A 20,186-nucleotide genomic window follows, 5' to 3' on the forward strand; every position below is an offset into this window, starting at 1 on the left:
GTTCAGTTAAGCTTGCCTTCGACCCAGCCAGCGACACCTGCCAGCGCCTGGACCAGTGCCGGACCGTCATCGCCTCCGCCCTGGGCCATGTCGGCGCGACCACCGCCCTTGCCGTTGATCTGACTGGCCACATGGGCCAGGAGTTCCCCGGCCTTGACCTTGCCTGCGGCCGCGCCATTGACGCCGGCGACCAGGGCCGCCTTGCCGTCGCTGGCGCCGGCCAGGACGATCACGCTGTCGCCCAGCTGCTGCTTGAGGCGATCGACCGCGTCGCGCAGCGCCCTGGCGTCGAAGCCGTCCAGGCGGGTGGCCACGACCTTGACCGAACCGACCAGCGTCGCTGACGCGCCCAGGTCCGAGGTGGCGCCAGAGGCGGCCTTGGCCTTGATCGATTCGAGTTCGCGCTCGAGCTTCTTCTGCCGGTCGAGCAGGCCACGAAGCTTGTCGGCGACGTCAGCCGCGTTGCCGCCAAGCAGGCGGGCGGCTTCGTCGAGGCGACGCTCTTCCTCGGCGACGAAGTCCAGTGCGCCCTGCCCGGTCAGCGCCTCGATGCGGCGCACGCCGGCGGAGACGCCGCCTTCGGAGACAATCTTGAACAGGCCGATGTCGCCGGTGCGCGACACATGCGTGCCGCCGCACAGTTCGGTCGAGGTATCGCCCATGCGCAGTACCCGCACTTCGTCGCCGTACTTCTCGCCGAACAGCGCCATCGCGCCGAAATCCAGCGCTTCCTGCATGCCCATGTGACGGACTTCGGCGGCGTGGTTGCGACGCACTTCTGCATTCACGCGACGCTCGATCTCGGCCAGCTCGCTGGCACTGACCGGCGCGAAGTGGGCGAAGTCGAAACGCAGGCGGTCGGGCGCGACCAGCGAACCCTTCTGGGTGACGTGATCGCCGAGCACGCTGCGCAATGCCGAATGCAGCAGGTGCGTGGCCGAATGGTTGAGCACGGTGGCGGCGCGACGCGAGCCATCGACACTGGCGCGGACGCGATCACCGCGCTTGATCGAGCCGCTGGCCAGGTTGCCGACGTGGCCGTGGAACTGGCCGGCGAACTTCTGCGTATCGCGCGCGACGAAGCGCGCGGCGCCGGCGTCGAGCTCGCCGGTGTCGCCCACCTGGCCGCCGCTTTCGGCGTAGAAAGGTGTGCGGTCGAGGATCACCACGGCGTCGTCGCCCGCATCGATCTGTTCGACCGGGCGTCCGTCCTTGAGCAGGGCCAGCACTTCCAGGCCCTCTGCGTCGAGTTCGTCGTAGCCCAGGAAGCGGGTCGGCGTGAGCTGTGCGGCCAGCTCGGCCGGCATCGTGGTGGCGTTGCCGAACTTGCCGGCCTCGCGCGCCTTGCGGCGCTGTTCTTCCATCGACAGGTCGAAGCCGTCCATGTCCACCGTCAGCCCGCGCTCGCGCGCGATGTCGGCAGTCAGGTCGACCGGAAAACCGTAGGTGTCATAGAGACGGAACGCATCCGCGCCGGGGATCACGCCCGTGGAGCGTGCGGCCACTTCATCGAAAATGCGCATGCCCGAATCGAGCGTCTCGGCGAAGCGCTCCTCTTCGGCCAGCAATGCACGTTCGACGAACTCGCGCTTGGCGACCAGCTCCGGATAGGCATCGCCCATCACCTCGACCAGCGGCGCGACCATGCGGCTGAAGAACGGACCCTTCTGGCCGAGCATCCAGCCGTGGCGCAGGGCGCGACGGATGATCCGGCGCAGCACGTAACCGCGGCCTTCGTTGCTCGGCAGCACGCCGTCGACGATCAGGAACGAGCAGGCGCGGATGTGATCGGCGATCACGCGCAGCGACTTGTTGCCCAGGTCCGCGGTCGAGGTGAATTCGGCGGCCTTGGCAATCAGGTGGCGGAACAGGTCGATCTCGTAGTTGCCATGCACGCCCTGCAGCACGGCGGCCAGGCGCTCAAGGCCCATGCCGGTGTCGACGCACGGCGCCGGCAGCGGCACCAGGGTGCCGTCGGGCTGGCGGTCGAACTGCATGAACACCAGGTTCCAGATCTCGATGAAACGGTCGCCGTCCTCGTCGGGCGAACCCGGCGGGCCACCGGCGATGTGGTCGCCGTGGTCGAAGAAGATCTCGGTGCACGGACCGCAGGGGCCGGTGTCGGCCATCTGCCAGAAATTGTCCGACGCGTACGGCGCACCCTTGTTGTCGCCGATGCGGATGATGCGCTCAGCCGGGATGCCCATCTTCTGGTTCCAGATGGAATACGCCTCGTCATCGGAGTGATAGACCGTGACCAGCAGGCGCTCGGCCGGCAGCTTCCAGACCCTGGTCAGCAGCTCCCAGGCCCACGCGATCGCGTCTTCCTTGAAGTAGTCGCCGAAGGACCAGTTGCCCAGCATCTCGAAGAAGGTGTGGTGGCGCGCGGTGTAGCCGACCTGGTCGAGGTCGTTGTGCTTGCCGCCGGCACGCAGGCAGCGCTGCACGTCGGCCGCGCGCACGTAGCCGGGCTTCTCGCTGCCGAGGAAGACGTTCTTGAACTGGACCATGCCCGAGTTCGTGAACAGCAACGTCGGATCGTTGGCGGGCACCAGGGGCGCCGACGGCACGATCGTGTGGCCCTTGCCACGGAAGAATTCGAGGAAATCGCTGCGGATTTCGCTGGTGCTGATGTGACGGGGGTTGTTCATGCCTGCGCGCGAATGTCGGTGACGGGACCGGACTGGGCGGACCGGCCCATGCCCCTCACGATGGGGACGTCGACAGGAGCAGGCAACCCAGGACCCGAAAGCCGGTTAGGTTATCAGGACGGCGGCAGCTCTGCGCAAAGGCGCCAGGGCCCGTCCACCGTGCCGGATCCGCTCTGCGGCCTTGCCTGGTTCGGGGCCGCAACGGCGATGCGGCCCGCGGTCAGTCGTCGGGGTCGAAGCGGATCGCGGCGCGGATGCTGGCGCCGTCGAAGCCCCGGCGCAGCAACAGATCGGCGGCCTTGCGCTGCAGGTTCAGCTCCTCCGCCAGGGTCGGCCCGAAGCGGCGTTGGGCAAGGTCGCGGGCGTTCTCGGCCCAGTCGCCCTCGTAGGTCTCCATGGCGCGGGCAATCGCCTCGCGGTCGAGACCATGGGTGGCCAGTTCGGCCCGGATCCGGACCGGGCCATAACCGCTGCCGGCGCGGCTGCGCACCAGGCTCTCGGCAAAACGCTTGTCGTCTTGCCAGCCCTCGCCAGCCAGACGGCCTACCGCCTTCTCGACATCGGCCGCATCGAGTCCGCGAGCGGTCAGCTTGCGGCTCAGTTCCTTTCGCGAGTGTTCGCGCCGGGCCAGCAGGCCCAGCGCGCGTTGCAGCGGAGTCTGCTGCGGCCGGCCGCGGCGGCGGGCGGGCCCGGAAGCCTCGCCGGACCCGTCGCGGTCCTCGCCTCCGGCAACGCCGGCCGGCGCATCATCGTGTGGCCAGTCGCCTTGCATCGACGCTACCGGGCGCTAGCTCATTCTTCGGCGGTGGCGGTGTCGTCGCCTTCGTCACGGCGCGCGTCCGCCGGCACGAACTTCTCGCGCAGTGCCGCCTCCAAGCGCTTGGCGATCTCCGGGTTGTCCTTGAGGTACTGGCGGGCGTTCTCCTTGCCCTGGCCGATGCGCTCGTCGTACGCGCTGTACCAGGCGCCGGACTTCTCGACCAGCTTGGCGTCCACGCCCATGTCGATCAGCTCGCCTTCGCGCGAGATGCCCTCGCCGTACAGGATCTCGGTGAGGACCTGCTTGAACGGAGGCGCCAGCTTGTTCTTGACCACCTTGATGCGGGTCTGGTTGCCGATGATCTCGTCACCCTTCTTGATCGCGCCGATGCGGCGGATGTCCAGGCGCACCGAGGCATAGAACTTGAGTGCGTTGCCGCCGGTGGTGGTTTCCGGGCTCTGGCCCGGCATCATCACGCCGATCTTCATGCGCAGCTGGTTGATGAAGATCACCATGCAGTTGGAACGCTTGATGTTGCCGGTCAACTTGCGCAGCGCCTGGCTCATCAGGCGGGCCTGCAGGCCCGGCAGCTGGTCGCCCATCTCGCCTTCGATTTCGGCACGCGGGGTCAGCGCTGCAACCGAGTCGATCACGACCATGTCGACCGCACCCGAGCGCACCAGCATGTCGGCGATTTCCAGCGCCTGCTCACCGGTGTCGGGCTGGCTGACCAGCAGGTCGTCCACGTTGACGCCGAGCTTGGAGGCGTAGGTCGGGTCGAGCGCGTGCTCGGCATCCACGAAGGCCGCCGTGCCGCCCAGCTTCTGGCACTCGGCGATGGTCTGCAGGGTCAGCGTGGTCTTGCCCGAGGACTCCGGACCGTAGATCTCGACGACGCGGCCCTTGGGCAGGCCACCGATGCCGAGGGCGATGTCGAGCAACAGCGAACCGGTGCCGATGACCTCGGCCGGCTCCGCCACGCGGTCGCCCATGCGCATCACCGAGCCCTTGCCGAACTGCTTCTCGATCTGGCCCAGGGCGGCCGAAAGGGCGCGCTTCTTGTTCTCGTCCATCGTGGATTCCTTGAGGTCGTGTTGCTTGAGGTCGTGTTGGCGTGCTGAGGGCGAACGTGTTGGCGACAATCTAGGCTTGGCAGGTCGCACGGACTGAGACTCCCGCGCCTGGATTGCAAATCTGTTGGATCCGGCCGCCGCTGCGCATTGGCGCAGGCCGGAACCGGCCGTGGGCGAACGCCGCACGGTGGCGTTGGAACATCCCGTCGAGAGCCATCAACGAATTCATCGATTCGGCCTCACCAGCCCGCAGTACAGGCCCTCGATGGCGAAATCCTGGTCCGGCTCGACCTCGATGGGGGCGTAGTCGGGATTGCGCGGCAGCAGGCGGATGCGGTCCTTGCCGATCTTGAGCAGCTTGACGGTGATCTCGTCGTCGATGCGGGCGACCACGATCTGCCCGGAGCGGGCGTCGTGGGTGCGGTGCACGCCGATCAGGTCGCCGTTGAAGATGCCTTCGTCGCGCATCGAGTCGCCCTTGACCTTGAGCAGGTAGTCCGGGGTCGGCGAGAAGAAGACGCGGTCGAGCAGGACGACCTGGTCGGAACCGATATCGGCGCCGATCGGCCGGCCGGCGGCGACCTGCCCCAGCACCGGCAGGCGCAGGGCGTCGTCGGAGACCGCGCCAGCGGGATCGACCGCCTCCACCGCGACCGTCTCGGCCATGTCCTCAACCGGCGCCACCAGGCGGATGCCACGTGCCCGCCCCGGCATGCGCTGGATCGCGCCGGCCTGTTCCAGCGCCTCGAGGTGGTACTGGGCCGCGCGCACGCTGCTGAAACCCATGGCGCGGGCGATCTCGGTCTGCGAGGGCGGCACGCCCTCGGCTTCGATCCGATGCGCGATCAGGGCGAGGATGGTGCGCTGGGTGTCGGTGATGTCCATTAGTAGCAATACTACTAACGGACTTTTCCCGCCGTCAAGCCCCCGGCGCGGGACGGCCTGTCAGGCCATCAGCTCGGCCAAACCGTGCAGGGCCGCCGCCACGCTCTGGCGGCGCACGGCGTCGCGGTCGCCATCGAAGTGGAAGGTCACCGCGGTCGGATAGCCACCGCGTCGCTTCCAGGCGATCCATACCGTGCCGACCGGCTTGTCCTCGGTGCCGCCGCCGGGTCCGGCGATGCCGGTCACGGCCACGGCCAGCGTCGCGCCGGAATGCACCAGCGCTCCGGAAACCATCTCGATCACGGTGTCGCGGCTGACCGCGCCATGCTGCTCGAGCGTCTGCGGCCGCACGCCAAGCAAGGCCTGCTTGGCCTCGTAGCTGTAGGCCGCCATGCCCGCCTCGAACCAGGTCGAGGAACCGGGAATGTCGGTGAGCATCTTGGCGATCCAGCCACCGGTGCAGCTTTCGGCGGTGACCAGGGTCTGGCGGTGGTTGCGGGCCGCTTCGCCCACCTGCTCGGCGAGGCGATGCAGGGCGGCATCGGAGACGTCGTTCTTCATGCCGCGCATGATAGCCGGAGTCGAAGCCCCTCTCCGTCGTGCGGGAGAGGGATCACTCCAATCAGTACAGGATCCGCAAGGTCATGCCGTACGTCCGCGGCGCGCCGAGGAAGGCATTGAACGAGTTGAACGGATTGTTCGGCGCCGGCGACACGTTCTGCAGCGGGGCGTCGAAGCCGACCTGGGCGTATTCCTCGTCGGTGAGGTTCAGCGCCCACAGCTCGACCATCCAGTTGCGGTTCTGTTTGCCCAGGGCGACCCGTGCGTTGACCACGGTGAAGCCGTCCTGGACCTTCTCGACGTCCAGGTCCGAGCCGGTGTTGTAGTCGGACATGTACTTGGCGCCGAGGTTGAAGCGGGCCACCAGGTCGCCGGCAAACGGGTAGTCGTAGGTCACCGACGCCGAGGTAGACCAGTACGGGGCAAAACTCACGCGACTGCCTGGCAACTTGTACAGCGCGCCGGTCGGTGCGACGAAGTCGCCGCCGGGGATGCTGTCGCCGTAGCGGGTGTCGGCGTAGGTCACGCCGCCCTGCACCATCAGACCGCGCGTGGCCTGCCACAGCAGCTCGGTGTCGATGCCCTTGGACACGACTTCGGGGATCGAGCGCACGACGAAACTGGTGCCGAGGAAACTGTTGAGCTGGAAGTCCTCGTAGGTCTGGTGGAACAGCGTGGCGTTGGCCAGCAGGTTTCCTTCGGCCCAGGTGGTCTTGGCGCCGAGCTCGTAGCTGTCGACGAACTCGCCCGGGAACGAGGTGTCGTTGACCGGAACAATGCCCGAGCCGCCACTGGACAGGCCGGTGTTGGACTGCACGCGGTCGAGGTTGAAGCCGCCTGCCTTGTAGCCGCGCGCGGCGGAGGCATAACCCATCACGTGTTCGTTCCAGCGGTAGGCGGCCTTGAGCGTGCCGGACCATTCCTTCTCGTCGCGCTCCTGGTGGGTCACGCGGCCGTTGTGCAGCGGGTTCGCCCACGGCAGGCAGGAGAAGCCGATCACCTGCGGGATCACCGCCGGCAACGCCGCGGCCGGCACGCCGCGCGCCAGCAGCGCCGCAGCCACGCGTTGCTGCCCACCCGGGCCGAGCATCGCCGAGCAGCCCGGGCTGCCGTTGGGATTGCTGTAGGCCGAATCGAGTTCCTTGTTCTCGCTGGTGTAGCGCAGGCCCAGGGTCAGGTCGAGCGCGTCGGTGGCGTGCCAGGTGTTGTTGGTGAACAACGCCAGGCTCTTCGCGTTCTGCTTGTAGACGTCATCGGCGCCGAATCCGGCGAACACGGTGCCCGGCGGGCGTCCGCTTGCCTGCGACAGGAACAGCGGCGCGGTCGGGCTGCGTCCCAGCGCCGGGTTGATCATCGACAGCAGCGCCACCGACAGGTACGGCTCGTAGGCGTTGCCGATGCGGTAGGTCTCGTTGCGGTCCAGGTCCTCGTCCGAATAGAACAGCCCGACCATCCAGTCGATGCTGTCGCTGGAGCCGGTCAGGCGGAACTCCTGGGTGAAGGTCTCGAAGCCGGTCAGCGACTCATCCTCCTCGCCGTTGCGGTAGAGGATGTCGGCGCTGCTGAAATCGAAGTCCAGGCCATTGATGGAGTCCCACTTGCGCCAGGCGGTGATCGAGGTCAGCGTCGCGCCGTCGAACCACGGCGTGATCCAGTTGACCTCGGCCGCGACGCCCTTGTCCTTGATGTCCTGCTTGGTGCTGCGGTTGCTCCAGGCCACCCGCGCGAACGGATCGGCCACCGGCGCCACGCCCTCGTCCGGCGACAGGGCGTTGACGATGTCGCCGGTGGCGCCGCGCACGGTGGTCACTCCGACGCAGCAGTTCTCCTCGCGACTGGTGAAGTCGGCGATGAAATTGATGTCGAGGTTGTCGGTCGGTTCCAGCAGCAACTGGCCGCGCAGGGTGTGGAAGTTCTGGTCCCCGTCCTCGGTCTCGGTACGCGGGCCGGCGCCGGTATGCACGTCGGTGAAGCCGTCGCGCTTGCGCTTGGCCGCGTAGACACGGAACGCGGCGTTATCGCTGATCGGGGCATTGAGCGAACCGGCAACACCGATCGCGTTGTAGTTGCCCACCGTCAGTTCACCCTCGATCTGGGTGAGGTAATGCGGGCGCTTGGTGATCACGTTGATCACGCCGGCCGAGGTGTTCTTGCCGAACACCGTGCCCTGTGGGCCCTTGAGCACTTCGATGCGTTCGATCTCGCCCAGGTCGCCGAAGCCGACGCCGTTGCGCGGGCGGTACACGCCATCGATGACCACGCCGACCGAGGATTCCAGGCCGGCGTTGTCGCCAACCGTGCCGATGCCGCGGATGCGCGCGGTGGTCTGCGCCTCGCTCTGGGTGCTGGTCACGGTCAGCCCGGGGACGAGGATCTGCACGTCCTTGACGTCGCGAACGCCGGTGTCCTGCAGCAGCTGCTCGGGCAACGCGGTGATCGCGATCGGAACGTCCTGCAGCGCCTCTTCGCGCTTCTGCGCGGTGACGGTCAGTCCCGCCAGGTTGGTGGGCTCTTCATCCTTTTTCAGTTCGCCGCCCTGCACGACGGGAGCGGCGGCGGCCTGTTGCGCCTGGACCGACCAGACTGGCACCGCGAGCGTTGTCGCGATCGCCAGCGCCAGCAGCTTTCGGGTGCCTGCTTTTGTTGCGCCCACGGAAAAAACCGGCTTGCACGAATCCATCGCGTCCCCTCCCCTCGAGTGATTGGATGTACGGCGTCCGAACCAACAGCCAATGCACGCGCCCCCTTTTCGGCACGTCCCGCGCGACCGGCGACACCCCATCCAACGCAACACGGTCCCGATGGGAAAACGGCAGCGAACGGCGAACGAAACCGTAACATGTCGCCGACAGGCCCCATGTGGCAGTGCAGCAGGGTGCGCCGGACCGAGCACGGAATCCCCCCGCAGGCAACGGGGTCCGCAAATCCCCCCCGGCTGTTAGCCTAGCGCCCTGCCCGCCGGCCCCGTCGCCGGCCCTTCCCCAAGCACGAAAGACCCGCGATCCATGAGTTCAGCCGAACGGCCGCCCGAGCACACCCCCCTGATGAAGCAGTTTTTCGCCGCCAAGGCGGAGCATCCGGACGTGCTGCTGTTCTTCCGCATGGGCGACTTCTACGAGCTGTTCTTCGATGACGCGCGCAAGGCCGCGCGCCTGCTCGACATCACCCTGACCCAGCGCGGCCAGTCCGGCGGCCAGCCGATCCCGATGGCCGGCGTTCCGCATCACGCTGCCGAGGGCTACCTGGCGCGGCTGGTGGCGCTGGGCGAATCGGTGGCGATCTGCGAGCAGATCGGCGACCCGGCGCTGGCCAAGGGCATCGTCGAGCGCAAGGTGGTGCGCATCGTCACCCCCGGCACGGTCACCGACGAGGCGCTGCTCAACGAGCGCCGTGACACGCTGCTGCTGACCATCGCCCGCGCCAAGAGTGGCTACGGCCTGGCCTGGGCTGACCTTGCCGGCGGCCGCTTCATGGTCAACGAAGTCGCCAGCGAAGATGCCCTCGAGGCCGAACTGGCGCGCCTGGAACCTGCCGAAACGCTGATCGCCGACGAAGACGGCTGGGCGCCCTTCGTCGCCGAGCGCACCGGCCTGCGCCGGCGCGCGCCGTGGCTGTTCGACGCCGACAGCGGCCGCCGCCAGCTGCTGCGCTTCTTCAACCTTCACGACCTGTCCGGCTTCGGCCTGGAGGACAAGCCGTTGTCGATCGCCGCCGCAGCGGCCCTGCTCGGCTATGTCGAGGAAACCCAGAAGCAGCGCTTGCCGCACCTGACGTCGATCGCGGTCGAGTCCGGTGATGGCGCGATCGCAATGAACGCCGCGACCCGTCGCCATCTCGAAATCGACAGCCGCGTAGACGGCGACCATCGCCACACGCTGCTGGGCGTGCTCGACTCCACCATCACGCCGATGGGCGGCCGCCTGCTGCGCCGCTGGCTGCACCGGCCGTTGCGCGAACGCACGCCACTGCGGCTGCGGCAGCAGGCGGTTGCGACGCTGGTCGATGCACGCGCCGGCGATTCCCTGCGCGAGCGGTTCCGTGCCCTTGGCGACCTCGAACGCATCCTCTCGCGCATCGCCCTGCGCAGTGCCCGTCCGCGCGACCTGTCGACCCTGCGCGATGGCCTGGGGATGCTGCCCGAGGTGCGCGCCGAGCTGGCGCCGCTGGATTCGCCGCACCTGGCCGCACTGGCGGCCGAGCTTGGCGAGCACGACGAACACGCGCACCTGCTGCAGTCGGCGATCGTGACGCAGCCGCCGGTGCTTGCCCGCGATGGTGGCGTGTTTGCCGACGGCTACGACGCGCAGCTTGATGAACTGCGCACGCTGTCCACGCACGCCGACCAGTTCCTGATCGACCTGGAGGCGCGCGAACGCGCCAGCAGCGGCATCGCCACGCTGAAGGTCGGCTACAACCGCGTCCACGGCTATTACATCGAGATCAGCAAGGGCCAGTCCGACAAGGCGCCGACCCACTACACGCGCCGGCAGACGCTGACCGGCGCCGAGCGCTACATCACCGAGGAACTCAAGCAGTTCGAGGACAAGGTGCTGTCGGCACGCGAACGTTCGCTCAGCCGCGAGCGCCTGCTCTACGAACAGCTGCTCGACGTACTCAATGCCCGCCTCGAACCGCTGCGACGCTGCGCTGCCGCGCTGGCCGAACTCGACGTGCTGTGCTGTTTCGCCGAACGCGCGCAGACGCTGGACTGGGTCGCACCGACGCTTGGCGACGAGCCCGGCCTGCACATCGAGCGCGGCCGCCATCCGGTGGTCGAGGCGGTACGCAGCGATCCGTTCGAGCCCAACGACCTGATCCTCGGCGAGGACCGCCGGATGCTGGTCATCACCGGCCCGAACATGGGCGGTAAATCGACCTACATGCGCCAGAACGCGCTGATCGTGCTGCTCGCCCACACCGGCAGCTTCGTGCCGGCGTCGCGCGCGACCATCGGCCCGATCGACCGCATCCTCACCCGCATAGGCGCCGGCGACGACCTCGCCCGCGGCCAGTCGACCTTCATGGTCGAGATGAGCGAGACCAGCTACATCCTCCACCACGCCACGGCCCAGTCGCTGGTGCTGATGGACGAGATCGGGCGCGGCACGTCGACCTACGACGGCCTCGCGCTGGCAGAGGCCTGCGCGCGCCATCTGGCGCACAACAACCGCGCCTACACGCTGTTTGCCACCCACTACTTCGAACTGACCACGCTGGCCGAACCAGGCAGCGGCATCGCCAACGTCCATCTCGACGCGGTGGAGCACGGCGACCAGCTGGTGTTCATGCATGCCGTCAAGGACGGTCCTGCCGATCGCAGTTTCGGCCTGCAGGTGGCTGCGCTTGCCGGCCTGCCCAAGGCCGTCGTGCAGCAGGCACGCGGACGGCTGGCCGAGCTCGAACAACAAAGCCGCGATACGCCGACGCCGTCGCTGACAGCCGTCGCCCTCGATGCGCCACAGCAGTTCGGCCTGTTCTCGCCTTCCTCGGCCGCACTCGATGCGCTCGTCTCGCTGGATCCTGATGAGCTGACACCAAAGCAGGCACTGGAAGCGCTCTACCGGCTCAAATCCTTGACGTAACGAGTCAAGCTGCAATCTCGGCGGAATGTAGACGCCGCGTGAACGTCTGAACGTTTAAAACTCTCGTAGCGGCGCCGCAAAGCCCGCTCGCGTAGACACGTCGCGCGCGCCGATAGCCTCCCCCTATCGAGTCATTCGCCAGAAACGATTTTCATTGATCGTCATTCCTGCATAGCCTCGTAGCCACATCGCCAACGAAGGAACGCGCCATGAGCAACAACCCCACCGACAAGCCCGACAAGCTCGACAAGACCCCGCTGACCACCGCCTTCGGCGCACCGGTTGTCGACAACCAGAACAGCATGACCGCAGGTCCGCGCGGCCCGGTGCTGATGCAGGATGTCTGGCTGATCGAGAAACTCGCCAACCTCAATCGCGAGATCATTCCCGAGCGCCGCATGCACGCCAAGGGCTCCGGCGCTTTCGGCACCTTCACCGTCACCAACGACGTCAGCAAATACACGCGCGCGAAGATCTTCAGCGCCGTCGGCAAGCAGACCGAGATGTTCGCCCGCTTCACCACGGTGGCCGGCGAGCGCGGCGCCGCCGATGCCGAGCGCGACATCCGCGGCTTCGCCCTCAAGTTCTACACCGAGGAAGGCAACTGGGACCTGGTCGGCAACAACACGCCGGTGTTCTTCCTGCGCGACCCGCGCAAGTTCCCGGACCTCAACAAGGCCGTCAAGCGCGACCCGAAGACCAACCTGCGCAGCGCCCGCAACAACTGGGACTTCTGGACCAGCCTGCCCGAGGCGCTGCACCAGGTCACCATCGTCATGAGCGACCGCGGAATCCCGGCCAGCTACCGCCACATGCACGGGTTCGGTTCGCACACCTACAGCTTCATCAATGCCGCCAACGAGCGCTTCTGGGTCAAGTTTCATCTCAAGACCCAGCAGGGCATCAAGAACCTGACGGACGCCGAAGCGGCCGACCTCGTCGGCCACGACCGCGAAAGCCATCAGCGCGACCTGTTCGACGCGATCGAACGCAGCGAATTCCCGAAATGGCGGATGTTCATCCAGGTGATGCCGGAGGCCGACGCGGAGAAGGTGCCGTACCACCCGTTCGACCTGACCAAGGTCTGGCCGAAGAAGGATTACCCGCTGATCGAAGTGGGCGTGATGGAGCTCAACCGCAATCCGGAGAACTTCTTCGCCGACGTCGAGCAGAGCGCGTTCGCGCCCAACAACCTGGTGCCCGGCATCAGCGTCTCACCGGACAAGATGCTGCAGGCGCGCCTGTTCGCCTATTCCGACGCGCAGCGCTACCGGCTCGGCGTCAACCACCACCAGATCCCGGTCAACGCCGCCCGCTGCCCGGTGCACAGCAACCACCGCGATGGCGCGATGCGCGTGGATGGCAACTACGGCGGCACCCTGCACTACGAGCCCAACAGTTACCAGCAGTGGCAGGAGCAGCCCGAATACCGCGAACCGCCGCTGAAGATCAATGGCAACGCAGACTTCTGGAACTTCCGCGAGGACGATGCCGATTATTTCAAGCAGCCTGGCGACCTGTTCCGGTTGATGAACCGCGAACAGCAACAGGTGTTGTTCGACAACACGGCCCGCGCAATGGGCGACGCGCCGGAATTCATCAAGCTGCGCCACATCGGCAACTGCACCAAGGCCGACCCGGCGTACGGCGCTGGCGTGGCGAAAGCGCTGGGTCTGGAAACGGCGGCCGCGGCGCAGCGCAGCAATGAGCCGATGGAAGCGGGCTGAAGTCGCTTCGTCATCCCCGCGAATGCGGGGATGACGGTTCACCGTCACGGCCACTGAACGGCGCGGCGCTAGCATCGCAGTCCCACCCAAGGGACTGACAGAAATGACCACTTCGTTGACCGACGATCTGCTCAACCAGCTGCAGGGACAGCCGCTGGCGCAGATCGGACAACAACTCGGACTCTCGCCGTCGCAGGCTACCGGCGCGGTGTCGGCGGCATTGCCGCTGCTGCTCGGCGCGCTCGGACGCAATGCCGGACAGCCCCAGGGCGCACAGGCGTTATATGGCGCACTCGAACGCGATCACGCCAGCCTCGACATTGGCAGCGTGCTCGGCGCGGTGATGGGCGGTGGCGGCGCCAGCCAGGGCGGGCAGATCCTCGGCCACATCTTCGGTGCGCGCCAGCAGGGCGCGGCGCAGGGACTGGGTGCCGCGACCGGGCTTGGCAGCAGCCAGGCCGGGACCTTGCTGCAGGTGCTTGCACCGATCGTGATGGCCTATCTGGCCAAGCAGATGTTCTCCAACGGCGGCAATACGCTGGCGGCGCAATTACCGGCCTCGCCGCAGTCGCTGGAGCAGGCGCTGGGCCAGGAGCATCAGACGATCACCCAACAGGGTGGTATTGGCGGCGGCCTGCTTGGCGCGGTGCTCGATCGCGACGGCGATGGCGATACGGACTTCTCCGACCTGATCGGGCTGGCCGGCTCGATGATGGGCGGCAGCCCACCCCGCTGATCGGGCGCGTTCTGCGACGGGTCTGGCCGCGCTCACGCGGCCAGACCTTCCTGCGTCCTTATTGCGGGCCAGCCGTCGACGTCTGGGCTGTGGCTTCGCTCTCGTTCTGCTTGAGTGGCGGATAGTCCGCCATCGCCGGGATCGTATCCAGGCCGACATGGATCGAATCGAGTTCGCCGCCAATGTGCTCGGCGTGGCGGTACTGACCGAAATTCAGCCATGCCGGACCGCGCTGGAACAGCTTCCAGTTCCACACCAGCATGCACAACACCAGGTTGATGGCGAAGCTCGCACTGGCGACGACCAGGGCGGACGTTTCGTTGATCGGAATCGGCACGAATCCCTTCTCCATCACGAACACGCTGAAAGTGAAGAGGTACAGGTAGAAGAAACCCAGGGTCGTACCGCGGGCCGCCACCCAGACGCCCGGGATCCACAGCGCGATCAGCGTCGGCACCAGATTCAGCGCCATGCTGTTGGAGGTGTACTCGTTGAAGTTGAGGTACGAGAACGTCACGTTCCAGATGTCGTAGGCGATGATCCACAGCACCGCCTGGCCGGGCCACACCAGGTCGCGCACGGCGGTGCGGTTGGGGCCAATGGCGTTCCAGCGGGTGATCGCCAGGATGTTGAGGATGCCGGCCGCACCGTTGAGGAGGTTGGGCAGGTAACCCGAGGTGAAGTCCACCTCGACCGCCTCCAGGATGTTCACCGCCAGGATCGCCGCCACCAGGAAGCGCATCCATTTGTACTTGTGCAATGGCGTGTATCGCACGAACCAGAAGAACCAGATCGACACCACCAGGGTGTAGAGCTTGACCCAGCGGAACACCGAGGTGACGTTGGATTCGTTGATCCAGTAGAAGCTCATCACCACGATGCCCAGGCCGCAGACGATCGGCGTGAACCATTTCCATTGCCGCCACATCATGAACGCCGCAGCCAGGCCTGCGAAGATCAGCACCCAGTGGACGTAGGGCCAGGCAATCCCGCGATGGGTGAACGAAAGCTGCTCGCCGCCACCTGTGCCGGGGATGCTGGCACGCAGGGTTCCGTCGTCGCCGAGCCGGAAGGGCACGCCGTTGACCTGCGGGGCGTCCACTGCGCCGTGCAAGGTGACCACGTCGTCTTCCTGGGAGTAGCTCACCCGCTCGCGGGCGTAGTGACCCGGCGTCACCCACAGCAGCTTGACCGTGCCGTCTTCCCCGAAACGCAGCAGGTACCAGGAGCTGGCAACCTTCTCGCCGCTCTTGCCGGTGCCGGCGGTGATCACCACCCACTCCCCAGCCATCTGCGAGATGCCCGGGGGCGCCGCTGAAGCCTCGCCACCCTGCCCGGGTGTCTGCCCGATGTCGACGCTGCGGACATCGCAGCCACCCAGCAGGAGGATGCCGAGCAGCGTGAGCAACATGCCCGCGAGCCCGAATTTGCTTATTGCAGTTTGCATGCGGGACCCACCGACGCCTGAAACGGCAAGTGGACCCGCACGCGTATCACAGCTCCATAAGAAAAGTCTTAAATCTGACTCAGCCGGTCTTCTTCGCCCAGGCCGAACACCAGCCCTTCGCCGACACCGTGTTCTGCGGGAACATCAGGCACGGGCCGTAGGCCTGCCCGGCCGCGCCCTTGTAGAAGTTGCAGTTCGCGCAGTCGCTGCCGGGCTTGAATAACGGATGCTTCACGCTGGCGGCATTCTCGGAATAGCCCAGGGCCTGGGCCTGCGGATTGGTCAACGGCAGCTTGGGCAGTGCGGCCGGCTTGGCCGCAGGCTTGGGCGGCGCCTGACCTGCCGCCGTGCCCACGGCCAGCGCGGACAGGGTCAGAGCGGCCAGGCGGGCAAGGAATCCACGTCGTGACGGGTCGCATGCGTTCATGGAGCACCTCCGGGCGCGAGTATGCGCCCGTAACCGCGGACCGGCGTGACGCCAGTGACCGGAACACGGAATTGCCCCGGGTTTCGCTACAATTTCACCATGAGCACCCCACTGCCCTACGACCCCCAGCGCCTGGCGCATTGCGCCGGGGAGATCATCGTCAACGTGCGCGAGCTGTCGCAGCTGGGCTGGACGCCGGCGACCAGCAGCAATTTCTCGCGCCGGATGGACGACCAGCACATCGCCATCACCGTCTCCGGACGCGACAAGGGCCGCCTGACCGAGGCCGACATCATGGTCGTCGACCTCGATGGCAACCCGGTCGCGACCGATAACAAGTCCTCCGCCGAGACCCTGCTGCACACCCAGCTGTACAAGCGCTTTGCCGAGATCGGCTGCGTGCTGCACACCCACTCCAAGGTGCAGACGGTGGCGTCGCGCCTGTATTCGGGCCAGGGCCATGTGCACCTGGAAGGCTACGAGCTACTGAAGGCCTTCAGCGGCAACACCACGCACGAGATCAGCGTCGAGTTGCCGGTCCTGCCCAACAGCCAGGACATGCACACGCTGGCCGCACAGGTCGATTGCCTGCTCGACCGCAAGTCGATGTGGGGCTACCTGATCGACGGCCACGGCCTGTATGCCTGGGGCAAGGACATGCCCGAGGCCCGTCGCCACCTGGAAGCATTCGAATTCCTGCTCGGCTGCGAGCTTGAAATCAGGAGATTGCAGCGATGAGCCGCCTGCGCATTTTTTCCGAAACCGACACCGCCAACCCGACCGTGTCGACCACCGACCAGGGCGACATCGCGCGCGAACTGCAACGGATCGGGGTTGCCTTCGAACAATGGCAGGCGTCGGCGCCGGTCGCTCCGGGCGATGCGCCGGAAATGATCATGGAGGCGTACCGCGCCGACATCGATCGCCTCGTCAGCGAACGCGGTTTCAAGACCGTAGACGTGGTCAGCATCGCCCCGGACAACCCGCAGCGCGAGACCATGCGCGCGAAGTTCCTCGACGAGCACTTCCACAAGGAAGACGAGGTGCGCTTTTTCGTCGCCGGTTCCGGCTTGTTCACCCTGCACGTCGACGAGCAGGTCTATGAGATCAAGTGCGAACAGGGCGACCTGATCGCCGTCCCCGACAGCACCCGCCACTGGTTCGACATGGGCCCGGAGCCGAGCTTCATCGCGATCCGCTTCTTCACCGAGCCAGATGGCTGGGTCGGCCATTTCACCGGCACCGATATTGCCCAGCGTTTCCCGCGCTATGAGAAGGGACAGGCGGGCTGATGGCGACCAGGACCACTCGCGCCATCCTCACCGACATCGAGGGCACCACCAGCAGCATCTCCTTCGTCAAGGACGTGCTGTTCCCGTATGCGCGCCGCGCCCTGCCCCGCTTTGTCGCCGCGCGCGGCAAGGAGCCGGCGGTGCGCAAATGGCTCGATGCCGTGGCCACCGAGAATGGCGGCATGTGCGACGACGCCATGATCGTCGAGGTGCTGCAGGGCTGGATCGACGAGGACCGCAAGCACACCGCGCTCAAGGCCCTTCAGGGGATGATCTGGGCTGACGGCTACAACAGCGCCGACTTCACCGCGCACATCTATCCCGACGCCGCACCGGCACTGCGCAGCTGGCACGCCGACGGGTTGCCGCTGTATGTGTATTCCTCCGGCAGCGTGCCGGCGCAGCGGCTGTTCTTCGGCCACAGCGATGCCGGTGACCTGACGACACTTTTCTCGGGCTGGTTCGACACCGAGATGGGTGGCAAGCGCGACGCGCTGAGCTACCGCAACATCGTCGATGCCGTCGGCATCGCCGCCGCAGACATCGTGTTCCTGTCGGACGTGGTCGAAGAGCTCGATGCCGCGCGCGAAGCGGGGCTGCAGACCGTCCTGGTCGACCGTCGCGAGGATTACCCGCAGCCGCGACTGGGCGAAGCCGCGCACGGCCATGCCCGTGTGGAACGCTTCGATCAGATCGAGCTGGCCTGAAGTACAGCCGTCATCCCGGAAGCACGACCGTCATCCGGGTCCCGGCGTCCGCCGGGACGACGGGGACGGGACGACAGTGGCGGGAACGGCGCCGGCAGGACTGCCTACGCGTGGATCTTCTCGCCCCGGGCCAGCATCTCGACGAACTTCTCGGCCCGCGCGATCCGCGTTTCCGGCTTCTTGGCCGTATGCACGCGCCAGCAGAACGCGTAGCGGTTGGTGCCGTCGAGCTGCTCGAAGAACCGCCGCGCCCGGGCGTTGCCCGCCAGCGCCGCCGCCAGTTCCGGCGGCACCTCCATGCCGCTTGCGGCGTGATAGGCCGCCTGCCATCGCCCGTCGGCCCGTGCCGCTTCGACTTCGCGCAAGCCGCCCGCCTGCATCCGCCCTTCGGCGATCAGGCGCTCGACCTTGCCGACGTTGATCTTCGACCACAGGCTCTTCGGCCGACGCGGCGTGAACCGCTGCAGGAAGTACTGCTCGTCGCAGGCACGCTTGAGGCCGTCGATCCAGCCGTGGCACAGCGCGACATCGAGCGCGCCGGCGTACGTCACCGAGACCATGCCCGCGTCCTTCTTGGCGATCTTCAGCCACAACCCCGGTGCAGTGGCGTGGGCGACGAGCCATTTCTCCCATGCCGCCGCATCGCGGAACAATTCGATCGGCAGGTCGGTCGGCAATTGCGCGGCCAATGCAGTCATTCCCGGGCCTGGTCGAGGCGGTAACGCGTTTCCGACGTCAACGCTCCGCGCCAGCGGTCGAACACTCGCACCTGGACCCGGTGTTCGCCGGCACCGACATCGGTCGGCAGCACGCCGCGCCACAGGTGCGTGGAGGGAACGGCTTCCGGCGACCGGTCGTAACCGCGCAGCTGGTCGGCCTTGTCGTCGGCCAGGTTCTCGGCGAGCAGGTTGGGGTCGGGCTGCGATACGCGCCGCATCGGCTTCCACGCGCCGTCATCGATGCGGTATTCGACGCGGCTGTCGGCATCGCCCATGAAAACATTCGCGTACACGCCGTTGGCGGCCCAGGCGCCGAGCCTCAGCACCTTGGGCGCGTACAGCGCCATCGCATAGTCGGCCGGTGCGCGCGCGACCTGGTAGCGCAACGAATACGCGCCGTCGGGCTTGAAGGTCAGCCAGGCATAGCCATTCGGGGTGCCGTCGCTCATGGTGGTGTCGGGAATGCCCTGCGCATCCTTGACGCCCGACCAGAACGCGCCACAGGCCGCACCGGCGTTGTACTCGTGCAGCGGCTGCGCGCCATGCCAGCCGGTCGCGGCGTCGTGGCGGTAGTGGCGCTGGTTGTGCGTGTGCGCGCTCAGCAACAGGACCTGGCTGTGGTCCTTGAGCATCGCGAACAGGCGGTCGCGATCGGCTCGGCGGAAACTCTCCACGCCGGGATACGGCTCGAAGAACGGGATGTGCACCGCGATGACCACTCGCCGGTCCTTGGGCAGGGTCGCCAGGTAAGCCTGCACGAAGGCGAACTGGTCCTCGCGCAGGCCGCCGATATAGGCCGGTTGCTGGCCCGGCAGATAAACCACGTCGTCGAGGACGATGAAGCTGGCCTGCGGCTCCTCCCAGGCGTAGCTGTCGGGTCCGAAGACGTTGCGGAACGACAGCAGCGCGTCTTCGTCGCGCGTGGCGTCGACATCGAGGTCGTGGTTGCCGGGCACGTGCAGCCAGGGCACGCCAAGCTTCGAGGTGACGCGGTTCATCGCCGGGTAGAGACTGATGTCGTCATTGACGATGTCGCCCAGGCTCAGGCCCAGGCGCACGTCGTGCTTGCCCACCAGCGGGGCGACGATGTCGCGCTCGTAGTAGCCGACATCGGCCTGGCTCTTGGGCTGCGGATCGCCGAACACCAGCATCTTCAGCTCGCCACCGGCCTTGGACTGCCGGCGCAGCGGAAAGTCCATGTCCGCGGAGCCGTCCGACGACGTTGCCGCGATGCCGCCATAACGCAGGGTCGGCGAGCCGGCCGGAAAGACGTGGTGCCAGAACAGCGGCAGGCCATTGGCGCCGGTTGCGGTGGCGTAGCCGGGTGGCTTGATCACGAACACGGTGGCGTTCTCGCGCGCCGGCAGCGCGTAGCGCCCCTTCGCATCGGTAACGGCCAGGTCGCTGCCGTTGGAGACCTTGATGCCCGCAATCCCGTGCTCGGAGGCATCGCGATGCTGGTTGCCGTTGCCGTCGTCATAGACGGTGCCGGTCAGTTGCGCGGTCTGCGCGTGCGCATCGGCGCAGGTGGCAGCCAGCAGGCAGAGGAAAATGGAGCAGACGGACAATCGCAGCATGTGGCTTTCCCGGACGGTCACGGTGGCGGAACCGTGATTGGC

General features: G+C 66.8%; 16 protein-coding genes. 6 read left to right on the plus strand and 10 right to left on the minus strand.

Annotation, left to right across the window (positions count from 1 at the left end):
- Nucleotides 1-2 precede the first annotated feature (2 nt).
- The 6 genes from alaS to AC1DER_RS04355 all read right to left on the minus strand — a co-directional run bounded on the left by alaS (nt 3) and on the right by AC1DER_RS04355 (nt 8,583).
- Nucleotides 3-2,651 carry an alanine--tRNA ligase gene (gene alaS, locus AC1DER_RS04330; RefSeq protein WP_477246987.1) on the minus strand — a complete coding sequence of 883 codons (2,649 nt, stop codon included), beginning with the start codon at nt 2,649-2,651 and terminating at the stop codon, nt 3-5.
- Nucleotides 2,652-2,871: 220 nt separating this feature from the next.
- On the minus strand, nt 2,872-3,423 hold the full coding sequence (recX, locus tag AC1DER_RS04335) for a recombination regulator RecX (RefSeq protein WP_477246989.1): 552 nt from the start codon (nt 3,421-3,423) through the stop codon (nt 2,872-2,874).
- A 20-nt stretch (nt 3,424-3,443) separates the two neighbouring features.
- The gene (recA, locus tag AC1DER_RS04340) at nt 3,444-4,484 is read right to left on the minus strand and encodes a recombinase RecA (protein ID WP_441814853.1); all 1,041 of its coding nucleotides are present in this window, start codon (nt 4,482-4,484) and stop codon (nt 3,444-3,446) included.
- Between the two features lie 225 nt (nt 4,485-4,709).
- The gene (gene lexA / locus AC1DER_RS04345; protein WP_477246991.1) at nt 4,710-5,369 is read right to left on the minus strand and encodes a transcriptional repressor LexA; all 660 of its coding nucleotides are present in this window, start codon (nt 5,367-5,369) and stop codon (nt 4,710-4,712) included.
- Nucleotides 5,370-5,429: 60 nt separating this feature from the next.
- Nucleotides 5,430-5,930 carry a CinA family protein gene (locus AC1DER_RS04350; protein WP_441814855.1) on the minus strand — a complete coding sequence of 167 codons (501 nt, stop codon included), beginning with the start codon at nt 5,928-5,930 and terminating at the stop codon, nt 5,430-5,432.
- A 61-nt stretch (nt 5,931-5,991) separates the two neighbouring features.
- A complete protein-coding gene (locus AC1DER_RS04355) occupies nt 5,992-8,583 on the minus strand; it encodes a TonB-dependent receptor (RefSeq protein WP_477246993.1) in 2,592 nt (863 codons plus the stop codon).
- Nucleotides 8,584-8,935: 352 nt separating this feature from the next.
- Here AC1DER_RS04355 and mutS point away from each other — a divergent pair, with 352 nt between their 5' ends.
- The 3 genes from mutS (at nt 8,936) to AC1DER_RS04370 (ending at nt 13,975) form a co-directional block, all read left to right on the plus strand.
- The gene (gene mutS, locus AC1DER_RS04360; RefSeq protein ID WP_477246995.1) at nt 8,936-11,512 is read left to right on the plus strand and encodes a DNA mismatch repair protein MutS; all 2,577 of its coding nucleotides are present in this window, start codon (nt 8,936-8,938) and stop codon (nt 11,510-11,512) included.
- 209 nt (nt 11,513-11,721) lie between these two features.
- The gene (locus AC1DER_RS04365; protein ID WP_477246997.1) at nt 11,722-13,239 is read left to right on the plus strand and encodes a catalase; all 1,518 of its coding nucleotides are present in this window, start codon (nt 11,722-11,724) and stop codon (nt 13,237-13,239) included.
- A 103-nt stretch (nt 13,240-13,342) separates the two neighbouring features.
- Complete coding sequence (locus tag AC1DER_RS04370; protein WP_477246999.1) at nt 13,343-13,975, plus strand: DUF937 domain-containing protein; 633 nt, start codon at nt 13,343-13,345, stop codon at nt 13,973-13,975.
- Nucleotides 13,976-14,033: 58 nt separating this feature from the next.
- Here the strand turns inward: AC1DER_RS04370 and AC1DER_RS04375 are convergent, their stop codons facing one another.
- Entirely contained in the window at nt 14,034-15,386 is a 1,353-nt protein-coding gene (locus AC1DER_RS04375) for a DUF5692 family protein (RefSeq protein ID WP_477247001.1), read from the minus strand.
- Nucleotides 15,387-15,501: 115 nt separating this feature from the next.
- Nucleotides 15,502-15,849 carry a high-potential iron-sulfur protein gene (locus AC1DER_RS04380; protein ID WP_477247003.1) on the minus strand — a complete coding sequence of 116 codons (348 nt, stop codon included), beginning with the start codon at nt 15,847-15,849 and terminating at the stop codon, nt 15,502-15,504.
- A 99-nt stretch (nt 15,850-15,948) separates the two neighbouring features.
- On the opposite strand from AC1DER_RS04380, the gene AC1DER_RS04385 reads away from it, so the two are divergent.
- Genes AC1DER_RS04385 through mtnC form a run of 3 tightly spaced genes read left to right on the plus strand, consistent with a single transcriptional unit; the run spans nt 15,949 to nt 17,848 of the window.
- A complete protein-coding gene (locus tag AC1DER_RS04385; protein ID WP_441814862.1) occupies nt 15,949-16,587 on the plus strand; it encodes a methylthioribulose 1-phosphate dehydratase in 639 nt (212 codons plus the stop codon).
- Nucleotides 16,584-17,141, plus strand: a complete 558-nt coding sequence (locus AC1DER_RS04390) for a 1,2-dihydroxy-3-keto-5-methylthiopentene dioxygenase (RefSeq protein ID WP_477247006.1) — start codon at nt 16,584-16,586, stop codon at nt 17,139-17,141. Before AC1DER_RS04385 ends, AC1DER_RS04390 begins: the two co-directional genes overlap by 4 nt.
- Nucleotides 17,141-17,848 (plus strand): acireductone synthase, encoded by a 708-nt coding sequence (gene mtnC / locus AC1DER_RS04395; RefSeq protein ID WP_477247008.1) that lies wholly within the window; start codon nt 17,141-17,143, stop codon nt 17,846-17,848. The genes AC1DER_RS04390 and mtnC overlap by 1 nt, the downstream gene beginning before the upstream one ends.
- Nucleotides 17,849-17,952: 104 nt before the next feature.
- On the opposite strand, the gene AC1DER_RS04400 is transcribed toward mtnC, so the two are convergent.
- Nucleotides 17,953-18,546 carry a YdeI/OmpD-associated family protein gene (locus AC1DER_RS04400; RefSeq protein WP_477247010.1) on the minus strand — a complete coding sequence of 198 codons (594 nt, stop codon included), beginning with the start codon at nt 18,544-18,546 and terminating at the stop codon, nt 17,953-17,955.
- A complete protein-coding gene (locus AC1DER_RS04405; protein ID WP_477247012.1) occupies nt 18,543-20,144 on the minus strand; it encodes a calcineurin-like phosphoesterase C-terminal domain-containing protein in 1,602 nt (533 codons plus the stop codon). The genes AC1DER_RS04400 and AC1DER_RS04405 overlap by 4 nt, the downstream gene beginning before the upstream one ends.
- Nucleotides 20,145-20,186 lie beyond the last annotated feature (42 nt).

The organism is Lysobacter sp. 05T417, assembly GCF_056396405.1.

Bases quoted from the DNA above. Each gene is read 5' to 3' on its own strand.
- lexA (WP_477246991.1), bottom strand. From the start codon at position 5,369: ATGGACATCACCGACACCCAGCGCACCATCCTCGCCCTGATCGCGCAT.
- AC1DER_RS04405 (WP_477247012.1), bottom strand. From the start codon at position 20,144: ATGCTGCGATTGTCCGTCTGCTCCATTTTCCTCTGCCTGCTGGCTGCC.
- AC1DER_RS04370 (WP_477246999.1), top strand. From the start codon at position 13,343: ATGACCACTTCGTTGACCGACGATCTGCTCAACCAGCTGCAGGGACAG.
- AC1DER_RS04350 (WP_441814855.1), bottom strand. From the start codon at position 5,930: ATGAAGAACGACGTCTCCGATGCCGCCCTGCATCGCCTCGCCGAGCAG.
- recA (WP_441814853.1), bottom strand. From the start codon at position 4,484: ATGGACGAGAACAAGAAGCGCGCCCTTTCGGCCGCCCTGGGCCAGATC.
- AC1DER_RS04380 (WP_477247003.1), bottom strand. From the start codon at position 15,849: ATGAACGCATGCGACCCGTCACGACGTGGATTCCTTGCCCGCCTGGCC.
- AC1DER_RS04385 (WP_441814862.1), top strand. From the start codon at position 15,949: ATGAGCACCCCACTGCCCTACGACCCCCAGCGCCTGGCGCATTGCGCC.
- AC1DER_RS04390 (WP_477247006.1), top strand. From the start codon at position 16,584: ATGAGCCGCCTGCGCATTTTTTCCGAAACCGACACCGCCAACCCGACC.
- mutS (WP_477246995.1), top strand. From the start codon at position 8,936: ATGAGTTCAGCCGAACGGCCGCCCGAGCACACCCCCCTGATGAAGCAG.
- alaS (WP_477246987.1), bottom strand. From the start codon at position 2,651: ATGAACAACCCCCGTCACATCAGCACCAGCGAAATCCGCAGCGATTTC.
- AC1DER_RS04400 (WP_477247010.1), bottom strand. From the start codon at position 18,546: ATGACTGCATTGGCCGCGCAATTGCCGACCGACCTGCCGATCGAATTG.
- AC1DER_RS04365 (WP_477246997.1), top strand. From the start codon at position 11,722: ATGAGCAACAACCCCACCGACAAGCCCGACAAGCTCGACAAGACCCCG.
- recX (WP_477246989.1), bottom strand. From the start codon at position 3,423: ATGCAAGGCGACTGGCCACACGATGATGCGCCGGCCGGCGTTGCCGGA.
- AC1DER_RS04375 (WP_477247001.1), bottom strand. From the start codon at position 15,386: ATGTTGCTCACGCTGCTCGGCATCCTCCTGCTGGGTGGCTGCGATGTC.
- mtnC (WP_477247008.1), top strand. From the start codon at position 17,141: ATGGCGACCAGGACCACTCGCGCCATCCTCACCGACATCGAGGGCACC.